The sequence below is a fragment of the Ruegeria sp. BJ3 genome (assembly GCF_056535665.1).
On the sequence record NZ_JBQFIT010000001.1, the window covers coordinates 140,624 to 156,028 of the forward strand.

Sequence of the window (15,405 nt, forward strand, 5' to 3'; positions counted from 1 at the left end):
TCCGACATCCGCGCGGGCGGTGGCCAACCGGCCTTGCCGCCCGTCCGGACCTTGTTGCAGATCGTCCGCAGCGCTGGACGGTCGGGTGCGAATCCGTATCCTTGGCGCATGTTGGACCTGCTCAGCGATATCCTGACGCGCCTTTCCCTGAGGGGCACCCTGTATTTCCGGACCTCGTTCACGCCGCCCTTCGGCGTGCAGGTACCTGCATTCGAAAACGTCGCCCGGTTTCACTTCGTCCAGCGCGGAGAGCTGAAGGTGCATGTGTCCACCACCGGCGAGACCCTGCGGTTGCGGCAGGGGGATCTGATCCTGATCCCGCACGGGGCCGCGCATGCGCTGCTGTGCAACGAGGTCCGGCCCGTGGATGCCCTGCCGCTGGAGCAGGTCCTGGACCGGGCCGGCTACAAGGGTGATGGTGTGCTGGTCTATGGCGGAGCCGAGCAGGACCGTGACACCCAACTGATCTGCGGGCATTTCTCGTTTGCCGGTCCGGCCGGGCGGCGCGGCACCGGGCACATGCTGATCGATCGCCTGCCGCCCTATATCCTGATCGAGAACTACGGCGAATCCGCCGGGGCCTGGATCGAGGCGACGCTGCGGATGATCGAATCCGAGGTTGCGGGCGCCCGGATCGGCGGTGACCTGATCGCGCTGAAACTGTCCGAGGTTCTGTTCGCCCAGGCGATCCGCGCCTATCTGGAACATCAAAGCCCCACCGATGCGGCCCTGTCGGGCTTCGCCGATCCACGTATATCACGCGCGCTGGGCGCCTTTCACCGCGACCCGGCCCGCGAGTGGAGCGTGGCATCGCTGGCGCGTGAAGCCGGCATGTCGCGCACGACATTCGCACAGCTGTTCACCCAGAAGATGGGCACCACGCCCATGCAATACCTGACCGACTGGCGTATGCAGATCGCCTGCCACGGACTGATCGAAAGCCGCTGGAACGTGGCCGACGCGGCGGCTCAGGTCGGCTATGCCTCCGAGGCGGCGTTTTCGCGGGTGTTCAAGAAGCAGATCGGTCTGTCTCCGGCCGCCTACAGGGCGATGCACTGATCCGGCGATTCGGCGGACGATCTGCAAGATATCCCAAACGATCTGGGCTGCTGCGTTCGAGTTGGCGAGCCTATCCTTGATCCGTCCTCAATCAAGGAAAGGAAACATCATGTCTCTGCGTTTTGTTACTCGCACCATTCATGCCTATCTGGACTACCCGGTGGCACTGGCCCTGATTGGGCTGCCTTTTGCCCTGGGACTGGGCGCGTCGAACCCGATTGCGCTGTGGCTGTCGGTGGCCACCGGCGTGGCGGCTTTCGTGTTGACGGCGCTGACGGATCATCACCTGGGTGTTTGGCGCGTGCTGCCCTACAGGTTTCACCTGGCCGTCGATCTGCTGGTGGGGCTCACCTTCCTGTTCGCGCCCAGCCTGTTCGGCTTCACCGGTCTGGATGCGGTCTACTACTGGCTGAATGGCGCCGCTGTGGTGGCCGTAGTCTCGCTCAGCGCGCCCGACCAGACAGCCACCGCCTGACCCCTTGCTCCGGCCATTTGGGCGGGGCGAATTTTGGTCTTGAAAAATCCGACAGAAATTGTCAGTTTTAGCCCAACGCCAGATACCCCGGTATCAAGCCTTTGATTCCGAGACGGCCTGCGCGCCAAGCCGAACACCTGCGAGGGCGCGCCACCGTCTCGGAAACGATTTCGGAAAGGCCACGCGATGCGCGACCCGATACTCGAACTTCTGTCCAGTTCAGACCTGCCCCTTGGCAGCGGGTGTTGCGCCGATGGCGACCTGGTGGCCTACCTGGACTGCAAGTGCCAGAACGGACGCTGTGATCGGGCGGCCGGGGTCGCGGACGCCCGGATTGCCACCGTCCCCCGGAAAACGCCGGCGGCACCGGCAAGTGGTGCTGTCCCGCGTTGACCGATCAGAAATCGACGCCGCGCTGGGCCTTGATGCCGGCCTGGAAGGGGTGCTTCTCCTCGGTCATTTCGGTGACCAGATCGGCATATTCGCGCAGCGCCTGCGGCGCGTCGCGCCCGGTCAGGAACACGCTGGTCCGGTCCGAGCGGGCCTTCAGCCCCTCGATCACCGCGTCCACCGACAGGTATTCATAGCGCAGGGCGATGTTGATCTCGTCCAGCACCACCAAGTCATAGTCGCCGCTGGCCATCAGGTCGCGCGCCTTGTCGAAGGCGGCGGTGGCGGCGGCGATGTCGCGGTCGCGGTCCTGGGTGTCCCAGGTGAAGCCTTCGCCCATCGTGTGCCAGGTGACCAGATCGCGTTCTTCGAAGAACCGCCGCTCGCCGGTCTTCCATTTGCCCTTGATGAACTGCACCACGGCGACCTTCTGGCCCCAGCCCAATGCGCGGATCACCACGCCGAAGGCGGCCGAGGATTTGCCCTTGCCCTTGCCGGTGTTGATCAGCACCAGCCCGCGGCCGGGATCTACGGCCTCGGACACTTTCTTGCGGTGCTGGGCCTGCACCTGTTGCATCTTCTGTTTGTGGTCCTGTGCGTCGCTCATGGCAAAACCTCGTTGATTGTTCGCGCCAACCTAGGCGATGGGCGCGAAAGGTAAAGTCAGGGTTTGTGATCGGTCAGTGACCGCGCTTTGCCGCGTTCCAGTCCCAGCTGGTGTTCGCGCCAGATCACCACTGCATTGCCGGCGATCACCAGCGCCGCCCCCAGCAGGATCGCCAGGGTCGGCAGCTCGTCAAACCAGACATAGCCGATGAAGATCGCAAACAGCATCGACGTGTAGTCATAGGGCGCCAGCATCGAGGCCTGCCCGAACCGGTAGGACGAGGTCACCAGAATCTGCGCGACGCCGCCGATCAGCCCCATCGTAATCAGGATCAGCAGCTGGTTCAGGGTCGGCATGGTCCAGCCCCAGAACACGGTCAGCGCTGACAGCAGCGTGGCGGTCATCGAGAAATAGAAGACGATTGCGGCGGGGTGATCGACCTGAACCAGTTGCCGGATGTGGATCTGCACGAAGCCACGGGCCACGGTCGCGCCCAGCACGCACAGCGCGCCGATCGTGGCGCCGGTACCCAGATCGGCCGAGCCCAGCCGGGGCCAGATCATGATCAGCACGCCCAAGAGCCCGATCGCCACTGCGCCGATGCGGATCAGGCGGATGCGCTCGCCCAGCAGCAGCGCGGCCAGGATCAGGGTGAAGATCGGAGTGGCATAGCCGATCGCCGTAACCTCGGGCAGCGGCAGAAGGCTGAGCCCGGTGAAGGTCAGGCCCATGGCGGTGGTGCCCAGCACCCCGCGCCAGAAATGGCCCATGGGTTTCCTGACGACAAAGCCCTGCGCCAGTTCCCCGCGCGAGATCAGCCAAGCCACGATCACCGGCACCGCGAAAAGCGAACGGAAAAACACCATCTGGCCTGGCGGGAAATCCGCCGACAGCGCCTTGACTAGCGCCGACATCGCCGTGAACAGGAACAGCGCGCTGAGTTTCAGCGTCACGGCCAGCACGGGGCGATGAGAGGTCAGGGATTGGGCCATCGGCGCGACCCTGCGCCTTTGCGCGGCAAAGATCAACGGGTCGGATTGGGGCGTGTCCAGCTGTCGGGCAGGGGGCTGCCGATCTCTTCGGCAAATTCGGTCAGAAACCGGATCATGCGCCGGACCCGTTGCTGAGCGATCTGCCGTCCGGCTTCGGTCAGCATGTCGTCGGGCAGGGCCAGCAGCTTCACCTTCCAGTGGTCGATGGAATAGTGCAGATCGTCCAGCGGCCGGTGCGATGCGAACGGATCGGCCGGATCATAGAGCGTCCGCCCCAAAGCGCCGGACACCGAGAAATTCCGTGCGATCCCGATGGCGCCCAGCGCATCCAATCGGTCGGCATCGCGCAGGATGCGCGCCTCGGGCGTCTCGGGCGGGATGTTGGCGGAAAAACTGTGCGCCTCGATCGCGTGGCGGGTGGCGGCGATCTGGGCATCGCTCAGGCCCAGGTCTCGCAGAACAGGCTCGGACTCCTCGGCCGACCGGCGCGAGGCCAGGTGTCGGTCGGGGTCGTTCTTGGGCAGGTTGACCAGATCGTGCAGATAGCAGGCCGCCAGCAGCACGGTCCTGTCGGTTTGCGCATCGGCGATGGCGCGGGCATTGACCCAGACACGGTCCAGATGGGCCAGGTCATGGGCCGGGTCGGTGATCATCCGCTGCGCGACGACCGCGCGTAGGCGGTCGCGCAGCTCAGCCAATCCGTCCACGGTTCTCACCGATCTGGCCCCGATGCAGCAGCAGGTGGTCCAGGATCACGCAGGCCATCATCGCCTCGCCCACCGGCACGGCGCGGATGCCGACGCAGGGGTCGTGGCGGCCCTTGGTGATGATCTCGGTCTCTTCGCCCGATTTGGTGATGGTCTTGCGCGTGGTCAGGATCGATGAGGTCGGTTTAACTGCAAAACGCACCACGATGTCCTGCCCGGTCGAGATACCGCCCAGAATGCCGCCTGCATGGTTCGAGCTGTATTGCGGGCCGTTCTGGCCCATGAAAATCTCGTCGGCATTGGCCTCGCCGGTCAGTTCGGCGGCGGCCATGCCTTCGCCAATCTCGACGCCCTTGACCGCGTTGATCGACATCATCGCCGCGGCCAGATCGGTGTCGAGCTTGCCATAGACCGGCGCGCCGAGGCCCGCGGGAACGCCGCGCGCCACTACTTCGACCACCGCGCCGACCGAGTTGCCGGATTTGCGCAGATCGTCCAGATAGGCCGCCCAGTCCTCGGCGGCTTGTGCATCCGGGGTCCAGAACGGGTTCTGTTCGATCTGCGCCCAGTCAAAGTTGGCCCGGTCGATCCGGTGCGGGCCGATCTGGGTCATGTAGCCGGTGATCTGGACATTGGGCGCGATCTGTTTGATCGCCTCGCGCGCCAGCCCGCCCGCGGCCACCCGCGCCGCCGTTTCCCGGGCCGAGCTGCGCCCGCCGCCGCGATAGTCGCGGATGCCGTATTTCTGCCAATAGGTAATGTCGGCATGGCCGGGGCGGAACTTGTCCATGATGTCCCCGTAGTCCTTCGAGCGTTGATCGGTGTTCTCGATCATCAGCTGGACCGGGGTGCCGGTTGTCTGGCCCTCGAACACGCCTGACAGGATCTCCACCTGATCGGGCTCGCGCCGCTGGGTGGTGAACTTGTTCTGGCCCGGTTTGCGCTTGTCCAGCCAGTGCTGGATCATACCCTCGTCGATCGGGACGCCGGGCGGGCAGCCATCCACCGTGGCGCCCAGCGCGGGGCCGTGGCTTTCACCCCAGGTGGTGACGCGGAAAAGGTGTCCAAAGCTGTTCATCGACATGGGGCGTGCTCCTTTGAGGGTCGTGATTAACGGCGAGAGCCTGCCGCCTCAAGCGGATTTGCGGTTGGGGCATCGCTGCCCCAACCCAGTGTGCTTAGGCCGCACGGGTCAGTGCGGCGCGGGTTTCGACGATTTTCAGCGCCGCCCGAGCTGCCTCGCGCCCCTTTTCCACGAAATGCGCGCGGTAGATGGCGTTGTGATGGTCGGTTTCCTGGTACTGGTGCGGCGTCAGCGACACCGACAGGACCGGCACGCCGGTTTCCAGCCCCGCGCGCATCAGCCCGTCAACCACGGCCTGCGCCACGAAATCGTGCCGGTAGATGCCGCCATCGACGACAAAAGCCGCGCAGGCCACGGCGGCATAGCGGCCCGTCCGGGCCAGGTCGCGGGCCAGCAGGGGCATCTCGAACGCGCCCGGCACGTCGAACACATCGACCTGATCGGCGGGGATCAGCTCCAGAAAACCGTCCAGCGCGCGGTCGACGATATCGGCATGCCAGTTGGCTTTGACGAAAGCATAGCGGGTGTGTGTCATCGTGATCTCCTTTCAGCTTGGTGGCCTGCTGGCGGGTGCGAACGGTTTCGCGGCCAGCGCGGCATGACACGTCACCCAAGGCGATCACGGACAGACGCGCCCTTGGCGGGGCGCGCTGCTCGTTCTCTTTCATCCGGACTTTAACCGTCGGCTCTGGCTTCTCACCAGATCTGCTGACACTCTGCCGGTTGGATGGCAGAGCCGCTCGCGGGCTGACGGGCCTGGGCCCGCATACCGCCGGTGGGGAATTCCGCCCCGCCCTGAGAACGGCGCGACCTTGCCAAGCGCACGCGCGATCTGCAAGACCTGTCTGCAGGAGGACGGTCATGCACCCCAACCCAGCCTTTCGCGCCGAGGACCGCGCGCGCCATGTGGAGTTTGCCCGCAGCCGGGGGTTCGGTGTACTGGCACTGTCGGTCGACGGCCCGCCATTGATCAGCCATGTGCCGTTTCTGCTGTCCGAGGATGGGGCGGTGGCCGAGCTGCATCTGGTGCGGTCGAACCCGATCGTGCGGGCGCTGGCCAACCCGCAGGAGGCGCGGATCGCGGTTCAAGGGCCCGACGGCTATGTCTCGCCCGATTGGTACGGGGTCGCGGATCAGGTGCCCACATGGAACTATGTGGCGGTCCACCTGACCGGCCGGCTGGAAATGCAGCCCCAGGACCGGCTGCGCGATCTTCTGGATCGGCAATCGGCCTTTTTCGAAGAGCGGCTGCAACCCAAACCGCCCTGGCGCGCCGACAAGATGGACCCGGCGGCGCTGGAGCGCATGATGCGCATGATCGTGCCCTGCCAGATGCAAATCACCCAGATCGACGGCACCTGGAAACTGAACCAGAACAAGCCCGAGGCGGCGCGGCTGGCCGCAGCCGAGAATGTCGAGCAGTCCGGGATCGGCACCGAGCTTGGTCAACTGGCCGCCCTGATGCGGGACAGTTGACTGGCGCCGGGTTGGGTTCAGTCGGTGAACGTGGCCAGATAGGCGGCGATGTCCTCGGCGCCTGTCTTCAGCTTGACGCTCATGTTCGGGCGAGCGGTGTCGTCGTTCAGGAAGTCCTGGATGAACCCGATCGGGTCGCGGGCGTAGGCGGCGATGTTCTCCTGCGTCCAGACCAGGCCGTTTTCACCGGCGCGGATCATGTCATCGGTGAACATGCCGATGGGCAGCCGTTCGCTGCCGTTCAGATAGTCGTTTTCGGTTCCGGCGGCCCTGCCGACCACACCATAGAGATTCGGGCCGGTGATGCCGCCTTTGACCAGAACCTCGCCATCCTTGATGATTGCGTGACAGGAAGAGCAGCGGTTGTAGAGTTTCTCGCCGCGCGCGGCGTCGCCTTCGGCGGCGGCCTGGTGTGCGGCGGTGAACGCGAGCAGCAGAATGGCATTTTTAGACAAAGTCATTTGGGTCCTCATTCAGATCGGTCGCGCGCCCGCCGCCTTTGCTTGAAAAACCCCGGGATCGCAACCGGGAAATTCATCGCAACGCAACCAAAAAAATGATTTCAAAATAGATGTTTACATGGGTTTCGTGGTCCCGAAACCGCGCAGTCAGGTTGCTGTCGTATATGCCTCGTGCCGGATACCCGAGTGAACAGGTGCTCGGCCGGGCCAAGGCCGATAGCCGTGGCGAAGGGTCAGAGAATCACCTGCGAAGTGATTCGCGCCTTGGAACGGCGATTTTCGCAACATCCGAGGAAGTTCTTGAAAAATGACCCCTTCATTGTGACATGAATGCCCAGATGCGGCGTAGTGCGCGCCTATGACCGCTGGACGAACCGATTTCCGCCAGCTAGATACCCGCGATGAGACGCCGCTTTGATGCGGTGCTGATGCATGTTTGCCCGTAGCCGGGCGCTGGAATCGGAGAAAACCTCGTGTCCCACGCAGAAGACCACGAAGGCACCCGCAGAGATTTCCTCTACTACGCCGCCGGCGGCGCAGGTGTCGTTGCAACGGGAGCCGCCGTGTGGCCCCTGGTCAACCAAATGAACCCCTCGGCAGACGTTCAGGCGCTGTCCTCGATCCGCGTGGACGTCAGCGGCGTCGAGATCGGCACCCAGATCACGGTCAAGTGGCTGGGCAAGCCCGTCTTCATTCGTCGCCGTACCGAAGAAGAGATCAACTGGGGCCGCGAAGTGCCGCTGGAGGATCTGCCGGATCAGAACGACCGGAACGAAAACAAGCCGAACCTGCCCGCGACCGATGAAAACCGGACGCTGGACGAAGCCGGCGAATGGCTGGTGATGATGGGCGTCTGCACCCATCTGGGCTGCGTTCCTCTGGGCGACGGCGCTGGTGATTTTCACGGGTGGTTCTGCCCGTGCCACGGATCGCACTACGATACGGCGGGCCGTATCCGCAAAGGTCCCGCTCCGGAAAACCTGCATATCCCGGTCGCCGAGTTCCTCGACGAAACCACCATCAAGCTGGGTTAAGGAGACGCGCTCATGTCCGGTATCCCGCACGATCACTATGAACCGAAGACCAACGGCGAGAAGTGGCTGAACAGCCGTCTGCCCATCGTCGGCCTTCTATACGACACTTTGATGATCCCCACCCCGAAGAACCTGAACTGGATGTGGATCTGGGGCATCGTCCTGACCTTCTGCCTGGCGTTGCAGATCGTCACCGGCATCGTTCTAGTGATGCACTATACCCCGCATGTCGATCTGGCCTTTGCCAGCGTCGAGCACATCATGCGCAACGTAAACGGCGGCTACATGCTGCGGTACCTGCACATGAACGGCGCGTCGCTGTTCTTCGTGGCGGTCTATATCCACATCTTCCGCGGCCTGTTCTACGGTTCGTACAAGGCGCCGCGCGAAGTGACCTGGATCATCGGCATGCTGATCTACCTGATGATGATGGGCACCGCCTTCATGGGTTATGTTCTGCCTTGGGGTCAGATGTCCTTCTGGGGCGCCACCGTGATCACCGGCCTGTTCGGCGCGATCCCCTTCGTGGGCGAAGCGATCCAGACCTGGCTGCTGGGCGGACCGGCCGTCGACAACGCGACGCTGAACCGCTTCTTCTCGCTGCACTATCTGCTGCCCTTCATCATCGCAGGGCTGGTCATCGTGCATATCTGGGCCTTCCACACCACCGGCAACAACAACCCCACGGGTGTTGAAGTTCGCCGCACGTCGAAAGCCGAGGCCGAGAAAGACACGCTGCCGTTCTGGCCCTATTTCGTGATCAAGGACCTGTTCGCGCTGGCCGTCATCCTGGTCGTGTTCTGGGCGATCGTCGGCTTCATGCCGAACTACCTGGGCCATCCGGACAACTACATCGAAGCCAACCCGCTGGTCACGCCCGCGCACATCGTGCCCGAATGGTACTTCCTGCCGTTCTACGCGATCCTGCGTGCCTTCACCAGCGAAGTCTGGGTCGTGCAGTTCGCCAGCTTCATCACCGGTGGCATCATCGACGCCAAGTTCTTTGGTGTTCTGGCGATGTTCGGTGCAATCCTGGCGATGGCGCTGGCGCCGTGGCTGGACACTTCGACCGTGCGTTCGGGCAAGTACCGCCCGATGTTCAAATGGTGGTTCTACCTTCTGGTCATCGACTTCTTTGCCCTGATGTGGCTGGGTGCGATGCCGGCGGAAGAGCCCTATGCGACCTTCTCGCTGATCGCGTCCGCCTACTGGTTCGCCTATTTCTTCGTGATCCTGCCGATCCTGGGTGTCATCGAAAAGCCCGATGCCCAGCCGGAAACCATCGAAGAAGACTTCAACGCGCATTATGGCAAGGCTGACGCCGACGCCACGCCGGCCGAGTAAGAAGAGGGACCGGAAACCATGTTCAAGAAACTTGCAATCGGTGCCGCGTTTGCCATCGCCCTTGCTCCTGCTGCGGTATCCGCAGCCGGAGGCGGCGAGCAGCATATCGAGGACTTCGACTTCTCGTTCGAAGGGCCTTTTGGCGCTTACGATCAGAACCAGCTTCAGCGCGGCCTGCAGATCTATACCGAGGTTTGCGCGGCCTGCCACGGTCTGAAGTACGTACCGCTGCGCGACCTCACGGCGCTGGGCTACTCGGAAGAAGAAGTCATCGCTTATGCCGCCGGCTCGTTCGAGGTGTTCGATCCCGAGCTGGACGATTTCCGCCCCGCGAAGCCGACCGATCACTTCCCGGCCAACGATGCCGTGGGCGCACCTGACCTGAGCCTGATGGCCAAGGCACGTGCAGGCTTCCACGGCCCCTACGGTCTGGGGATCAACCAGCTGGTCAAAGGCATGGGTGGCGCTGAATACATCGCCTCGCTGCTGGACGGCTATACCGGCAAGGAAAAAGAAGAGGCCGGCACGATCCTGTACGAAAACACCGCCTTCCCGGGCGGCTGGATTTCGATGGGTCCGCCGTTGTCTGACGAACAGGTCGAGTTTGCCGACGGACACGAAAACACCGTCGAGGCCATGTCCCAGGACGTCGCAGCGTTCCTGATGTGGGCCGCCGAACCGAAAATGATGGATCGCAAGGCCTCGGGCTTTGTTGGGGTTCTGTTTCTGACCATCATGTCGGTGCTTCTCTACTTGGTGAACAAGCGCCTGTGGGCGCCGGTCAAAGGCAAAAAGTCGGTTTGACCTGAAGGTCACCTGCAAAAGCAAGACAACCCCGCGCATGGCGCGGGGTTGTTTCTTTTTGCGGTCGGAAGTTCGCCGAACCGGGCATCAGCGCGGGCTTATTCACAGCTTTTAAGCGGAATGCGCATGGCGCCGGCGGGGTCGGCTGCTCAGGTTTTCGACAGCGTCAGGCGGTCTGACGCAGGATCGAAACCGAGGAGACCCGACATGAAACTACCCATACTTGCAGCCGCGTTGCTTGTGGCCACTCCGGTTCTGGCTCTGGACCTGGTGCCGGATACGGGACTGGGCAAGACAGAGACCGAAGTGCGCACCGCTCTGACCGAGCTTGGCTATGACGTGCGCAAGATCGAAATGGAGGACGGTGAAATCGAGGCCTATGTCGTGAAAGACGGACAGATGGCCGAGGTCTATGTGGACCCCGCGTCCGGCAAGATCCAAAAGATCGAGGACAAGTGACCGGCAATGTCTGAGTCAATCCAGCACCAGGGCGGGCGCGAGGGCGCCCGCACCATCCGGGTCTGGGACCCGCTGGTCCGCCTGATCCACTGGTCGGTGGTTCTGGGCATTCTGCTCAACGCCGCTGTGACCGACCCCGAGGGGCTGCCGCATGAATATGTCGGTTATGCCGTGCTCGGGCTGGTTCTGCTGCGCTTGGCCTGGGGCGTCCTTGGGCCGGCACCGGCCAGGTTCTCGGCATTTCCGTTCAGCCCGAATGCTGCGGTCCGACATGTGCGTGACACCGTCCGGGGCGACCGGTCGGTTCACCTGTCGCACAATCCTCTGGGCGCGCTGATGGTCTACAACATCTGGATGACGTTGGGCTTCATCTGCGCCACAGGCATCATGATGGGTACCGCGGCCTTCTTCGGGGTGGGTTGGGTCGAGGATGCGCACGAGCTGGCGTTCAACTGGCTGATGCTCAGCGTTCTTCTGCACGTGCTTGGCGTGCTTTTGGACCAACGTCGAACCGGTGTCGCTCTGGTCAAAGCCATGGTATCAGGAGACAAGAATATTCCTGATGGCTGGTCGACCAAATGATCAAATGGATCACCGAAAACCTGCGGTCCGGCGATGCGGATGCACGCCGGGCCGTTCTGATGGCGGCGATGATCGTGGTTCAGGGTCTATGCGCCGCATTCTACATGGGCGACGCCATTCTGGACCTCGATGGCAGCGAGCCCCTGGCACATCTCGTTTTGGAATCCCTGGTCGCGACCGTACTTTGCCTTGGCGTCCTGTTCTTCATGCTCGAGCTGCGCAGATTGCTGGCGCGAATGGACCAGGCAAAACAAGGCCTGCGCGCGGCGCAGGGCGAAATGAGCGCCGTGATCGACACTTTCTTTACCCGCTGGGGCCTGACCAGCGCCGAGCGCGAAGTGGGCCTGTTGATCCTCAAGGGCGTCGACAATGAGAATATCGCCCGGATCCGAGGCCGCGCCGTGGGTACCGTTCGCGCGCAATCGGCTTCGATCTATGGAAAAGCCGGCGTGGACGGGCGGGCCCAACTGATCAGTGTTTTCATGGAAGAGCTTCTGGCGACTGACGGGCCGGCCTGAGAGGCGTCAGGCCACCAGCTGCTGATCGCGAACCCCGGTGATGGCGGCAGTCACGATCTGCCCTTCGGGTTGCGCGTTCGCAAATGTCACTTCGGTGAACTGCTCGGTCCGGCCCATGTGAGAATTCTCCATCAGAATGTGATGGGTCTTGCCCAGTTGGGCCGCCAGGTGCCTTGCTACCTGCGTATCACCCGCCTCACGTAGCCTGGCCGCACGTTCCTTTGTGACCTTGCCGTTGACCTGCTGCGGAATGCGCGCCGCCGGCGTACCTTCTCGCTTGGAATAGGGAAAGACATGCAGCCAGGTCAGGTCGCAGTCGGTGACCAGTTTCAGCGAGTTCTCGAAATGCGCCTCGGTTTCCGTCGGAAAGCCCGCGATGATGTCGGCGCCAAAGGTGATCTCGGGGCGCAGCTTGCGGGCCTCTTCGGTAAAGCGGATGGCGTCGTCGCGCAGGTGGCGGCGCTTCATCCGTTTCAGGATCAGATCGTCACCATGCTGCAGCGACAGGTGCAGATGCGGCATCAGGCGTGGCTCGGTCGCGATGGCCTGCATCAGGTTCTCGTCCACCTCGATCGAATCGATCGAGCTGATGCGCAGGCGCGGCAGGTCCGGCACCAGTTTCAGGATGCGCATGACCAGATCGCCCAGCTTGGGGCTTGCCGGCAGGTCGGCGCCCCATGAGGTCAGGTCGACCCCGGTCAGCACCACCTCGTTATAGCCCCGGTCCACCAGCCGCTTGATCTGGTCCACCACCACGCCCGCCGGGACGCTGCGCGAGTTGCCGCGGCCATAGGGGATGATGCAGAAGGTGCAGCGATGGTCACAGCCGTTCTGGACCTGCACATAGGCGCGCGAGCGGGTGCCGAACCCGTCGATCAGATGACCCGCGGTTTCGGTGACAGACATGATGTCATCGACCTGCATCGCCTCGGTCTCGCCGATGAAATCGGCGGCCATGCCCTTCCAGGTTTCGGGGCGCATCTTCTCGGTGTTGCCGATCACCGCATCGACCTCTTCCATCTCGGCAAAGGTCTGGGGCTCGGTCTGGGCCGCGCAGCCGGTGACGATCAGCCGGGCATTGGGGTTCTCGCGGCGCAGCTTGCGGATCTCCTGCCGGGCCTTGCGCACGGCTTCGGCGGTGACGGCGCAAGTGTTCACGATCACCGCATCTGTCAGGCCGGCCTGCTGCGACAGCTCCTTCATCGCTTCGGTCTCGTAGGCGTTGAGCCGGCAGCCCAGCGTGGTGAATTTCGGCGGGTTCATCCCAGCGTCCTCAGGAATTCGGGCGTCAGCGTGCCCGAGAAGACATGGCAGGTGGGACCGGTCATCCAGACGCCGTCCTCGCGCCAGTCGATCCAGATGGTGCCGCCGTCCAGCTCGATCTGCACCTTGCGCCCGGTCAGGCCACGCCGGGCCGCGGCAACGGCGGTGGCGCAGGAGGACGAGCCCGAGGCCAGCGTGATGCCCACGCCGCGCTCCCACACCCGCATGCGGATGTGATCCGGGCCGATGATCTGGGCGATTTGCACATTGGTGCGCTGCGGATAGAGCGGGTGATGCTCATAGCGCGCGCCGAATTCCTCCAGCGGGATCGCCTCGGCATCCTCGACGAAGAAGGTGCAATGCGGGTTGCCCATGCCGGTGGCCACCGGTCCACCTTCGATCGGCAGTTCCAGCGTATCCACCTCTTCGGCCAATGGAATATCGGCCCAGTCCAGCTGCGGATGCCCCATGTTGACCGAGGTCAGCCCGTCGCCCGCGTCCCGCGCCTGCAGCGTGCCGTGGCTGGTGGTCAGCGTCAGTTCGGATTTGCCGCTTTCCTGCATCAGGAACCGGGCGATGCAGCGGGTGGCGTTGCCGCAGGTGGCCGAGACCGATCCGTCGGCATTGTAGAACACCAGGTGCACATCCGATTCGCCGTTTTCGATGACGGCCAGCTGGTCGAATCCGACCCCGAACTGCCGGTGTCCGATCCCGCGCGCCAGCGCTGGCGTGATCTGCACCGGATGCGCGCGCGCGTCCACAATGACGAAGTCATTGCCAAGCCCGTGCATCTTCATGAAGGGCAAACCGGTGTCGGATCGTTGTTGCATGGCGGGCATATAGCCTTGCCGCAGACATGAATCCAGCCCGGCGCGAAGATTCCTGAAAAAAGGGGTTGACCCCCCGCCGCCTCAACCCTAATTAGGCCGCCTATCGGGACGCCGGGAACACAATGATTTCAGGCGGAACGCGGTGCGAGAAAGGGCTTGTACCCGGTCGGGAAAATGCCTTAGACAGCGCCACGGATCGCAACGATCCGATGAAAAGAGTGGGCCGTTAGCTCAGTTGGTAGAGCAACTGACTTTTAATCAGTGGGTCGCAGGTTCGAATCCTGCACGGCTCACCACTTTTTCAAAGACTCAGAGAGGCGATCTCGTGCCAGGCGCTCCTTTCAGGTAAGCACAGGGTAAGCGACTGAGCCCATATTTCCCTTTACATTCGCCCGAGGGTTGCATGCCTTTGCAGGCAAGGGAAGAGCTGATGGGACACATCAGGCTTGGCACGTTGCCTCGGTCCAAGAAGTGGCGCGAGGTCGTTGATTTGATCGCAACCGATACGTCGGTCGAAGAGATCGCCGAGGCCGCAGCGGATGCATCTGAGAGCGATCTCGCACTGGCGAGTCGTGACCCCAGGTTTCAGTTTGTAAGTGATCTCCTCGTGAGGCTGCCTTTGCTTGCAAGGGCTCCGGGCTTCGAAGACGCTTTGGCTGATTTGGGCATTGCGACGTCGGAACTCAGTTACAGTGACCGGCTTGCTGGCCGGTTTGGATCGTGCCGTTGATCGCAACAGCTTCGATCTCCGAGGATCTTCCGATGTAGGAGAATTGGCGAAGGTCGCGCTGCGGGAAACCCTGTCCATTCAGCTGCGCGACCGGTTGCCAACCCTGTTTGAACCGACACCGCAGGAAATCCGTAGGACACTTGCGAGTTTTGCCTCGAGAGATGAATTTGCGAGGCTCGCGCGGGATTTCTTTGCCCGGCTAACTTACCGCTCTCTGGACTACTACCATAGCCGGGAACTCGCCAATCATACCGGCGAAGATCGACGCTTTTCTACCGACGCACAGCGTGTTGCTTTCCAGCAGGCGCTCTCCCAGCACACCTTTGAAGTTTCAAAATTGTCGAAGAGTATGCGGGCGGTTGGTACGGCAAGACCGTCTGGCAGAAACAAGCACTTGATCGTGATAAAATAGACAAGTTCACAGCTTACGCATTCAAAAAGATGCGCTCGGAATTTGGGCGTCGTCGCGCAAGTCGTCGTGCTCTCATCCGCGTTCAGCGAGGCTGGAACACAAGCCACCGTTGGTGTCGGAGAGGGTCGGGCTCCGTGGAATTGTATCGCCTACAGTGATGGCACGACAGCCGGTATCG

18 protein-coding genes, 1 tRNA gene and 1 riboswitch are annotated in these 15,405 nt (G+C 62.8%); of the genes, 11 read left to right on the forward strand and 8 right to left on the reverse strand.

Going from position 1 to position 15,405, the window contains the following annotated elements; genetic code table 11:
* The first annotated feature begins 108 nt into the window (after window positions 1-108).
* Both ACR3EL_RS00675 and ACR3EL_RS00680 read left to right on the forward strand, forming a co-directional pair.
* Window positions 109-1,059: an AraC family transcriptional regulator gene (locus ACR3EL_RS00675; RefSeq protein ID WP_170457115.1), complete on the forward strand. Its 951-nt coding sequence runs from the start codon at window positions 109-111 to the stop codon at window positions 1,057-1,059.
* A gap of 109 nt (window positions 1,060-1,168) precedes the next feature.
* On the forward strand, window positions 1,169-1,534 hold the full coding sequence (locus ACR3EL_RS00680) for a hypothetical protein (protein WP_170340849.1): 366 nt from the start codon (window positions 1,169-1,171) through the stop codon (window positions 1,532-1,534).
* Between the two features lie 397 nt (window positions 1,535-1,931).
* Here ACR3EL_RS00680 and cobO read toward each other — a convergent pair whose 3' ends face one another.
* The 5 genes from cobO to ACR3EL_RS00705 all read right to left on the reverse strand — a co-directional run bounded on the left by cobO (window position 1,932) and on the right by ACR3EL_RS00705 (window position 5,849).
* Window positions 1,932-2,531 carry a cob(I)yrinic acid a,c-diamide adenosyltransferase gene (cobO, locus tag ACR3EL_RS00685; protein ID WP_170340851.1) on the reverse strand — a complete coding sequence of 200 codons (600 nt, stop codon included), beginning with the start codon at window positions 2,529-2,531 and terminating at the stop codon, window positions 1,932-1,934.
* Window positions 2,532-2,587: 56 nt separating this feature from the next.
* Entirely contained in the window at window positions 2,588-3,523 is a 936-nt protein-coding gene (locus ACR3EL_RS00690) for a DMT family transporter (RefSeq protein WP_149774168.1), read from the reverse strand.
* A gap of 32 nt (window positions 3,524-3,555) precedes the next feature.
* Window positions 3,556-4,230 carry an HD domain-containing protein gene (locus ACR3EL_RS00695; RefSeq protein ID WP_170340853.1) on the reverse strand — a complete coding sequence of 225 codons (675 nt, stop codon included), beginning with the start codon at window positions 4,228-4,230 and terminating at the stop codon, window positions 3,556-3,558.
* The gene (gene aroC, locus ACR3EL_RS00700; protein ID WP_170340855.1) at window positions 4,214-5,314 is read right to left on the reverse strand and encodes a chorismate synthase; all 1,101 of its coding nucleotides are present in this window, start codon (window positions 5,312-5,314) and stop codon (window positions 4,214-4,216) included. Before aroC ends, ACR3EL_RS00695 begins: the two co-directional genes overlap by 17 nt.
* 94 nt (window positions 5,315-5,408) lie before the next feature.
* Window positions 5,409-5,849 (reverse strand): 6,7-dimethyl-8-ribityllumazine synthase, encoded by a 441-nt coding sequence (locus tag ACR3EL_RS00705; RefSeq protein WP_170342850.1) that lies wholly within the window; start codon window positions 5,847-5,849, stop codon window positions 5,409-5,411.
* A gap of 117 nt (window positions 5,850-5,966) precedes the next feature.
* Window positions 5,967-6,121: riboswitch (FMN riboswitch) on the reverse strand.
* 54 nt (window positions 6,122-6,175) lie between these two features.
* Here ACR3EL_RS00705 and ACR3EL_RS00710 point away from each other — a divergent pair.
* A complete protein-coding gene (locus ACR3EL_RS00710; RefSeq protein ID WP_480720027.1) occupies window positions 6,176-6,790 on the forward strand; it encodes an FMN-binding negative transcriptional regulator in 615 nt (204 codons plus the stop codon).
* 17 nt (window positions 6,791-6,807) lie between these two features.
* Here the strand turns inward: ACR3EL_RS00710 and ACR3EL_RS00715 are convergent, their stop codons facing one another.
* On the reverse strand, window positions 6,808-7,251 hold the full coding sequence (locus ACR3EL_RS00715) for a c-type cytochrome (protein ID WP_480720029.1): 444 nt from the start codon (window positions 7,249-7,251) through the stop codon (window positions 6,808-6,810).
* 473 nt (window positions 7,252-7,724) lie between these two features.
* On the opposite strand from ACR3EL_RS00715, the gene petA reads away from it, so the two are divergent.
* The 6 genes from petA to ACR3EL_RS00745 all read left to right on the forward strand — a co-directional run bounded on the left by petA (window position 7,725) and on the right by ACR3EL_RS00745 (window position 11,992).
* A complete protein-coding gene (gene petA / locus ACR3EL_RS00720; RefSeq protein WP_093964025.1) occupies window positions 7,725-8,285 on the forward strand; it encodes a ubiquinol-cytochrome c reductase iron-sulfur subunit in 561 nt (186 codons plus the stop codon).
* Between the two features lie 12 nt (window positions 8,286-8,297).
* Window positions 8,298-9,629: a cytochrome b gene (gene petB, locus ACR3EL_RS00725; protein WP_093964026.1), complete on the forward strand. Its 1,332-nt coding sequence runs from the start codon at window positions 8,298-8,300 to the stop codon at window positions 9,627-9,629.
* A gap of 18 nt (window positions 9,630-9,647) precedes the next feature.
* Window positions 9,648-10,433 (forward strand): cytochrome c1, encoded by a 786-nt coding sequence (locus tag ACR3EL_RS00730; RefSeq protein ID WP_170459606.1) that lies wholly within the window; start codon window positions 9,648-9,650, stop codon window positions 10,431-10,433.
* Window positions 10,434-10,640: 207 nt separating this feature from the next.
* Window positions 10,641-10,892: a PepSY domain-containing protein gene (locus ACR3EL_RS00735; RefSeq protein ID WP_480720032.1), complete on the forward strand. Its 252-nt coding sequence runs from the start codon at window positions 10,641-10,643 to the stop codon at window positions 10,890-10,892.
* A 6-nt stretch (window positions 10,893-10,898) separates the two neighbouring features.
* A complete protein-coding gene (locus ACR3EL_RS00740; protein ID WP_480720034.1) occupies window positions 10,899-11,474 on the forward strand; it encodes a cytochrome b/b6 domain-containing protein in 576 nt (191 codons plus the stop codon).
* Complete coding sequence (locus ACR3EL_RS00745) at window positions 11,471-11,992, forward strand: helix-turn-helix transcriptional regulator (protein ID WP_170370326.1); 522 nt, start codon at window positions 11,471-11,473, stop codon at window positions 11,990-11,992. The genes ACR3EL_RS00740 and ACR3EL_RS00745 overlap by 4 nt, the downstream gene beginning before the upstream one ends.
* Window positions 11,993-11,998: 6 nt before the next feature.
* Here ACR3EL_RS00745 and mtaB read toward each other — a convergent pair whose 3' ends face one another.
* Window positions 11,999-13,255, reverse strand: a complete 1,257-nt coding sequence (gene mtaB / locus ACR3EL_RS00750) for a tRNA (N(6)-L-threonylcarbamoyladenosine(37)-C(2))-methylthiotransferase MtaB (protein ID WP_170340869.1) — start codon at window positions 13,253-13,255, stop codon at window positions 11,999-12,001.
* Complete coding sequence (dapF, locus tag ACR3EL_RS00755; protein ID WP_170340871.1) at window positions 13,252-14,094, reverse strand: diaminopimelate epimerase; 843 nt, start codon at window positions 14,092-14,094, stop codon at window positions 13,252-13,254. Before dapF ends, mtaB begins: the two co-directional genes overlap by 4 nt.
* Window positions 14,095-14,305: 211 nt before the next feature.
* Here dapF and ACR3EL_RS00760 point away from each other — a divergent pair.
* Window positions 14,306-14,381 (forward strand) — tRNA-Lys (locus ACR3EL_RS00760).
* 396 nt (window positions 14,382-14,777) lie between these two features.
* Window positions 14,778-15,227 (forward strand): hypothetical protein, encoded by a 450-nt coding sequence (locus tag ACR3EL_RS00765; protein ID WP_174825053.1) that lies wholly within the window; start codon window positions 14,778-14,780, stop codon window positions 15,225-15,227.
* Window positions 15,228-15,405 lie beyond the last annotated feature (178 nt).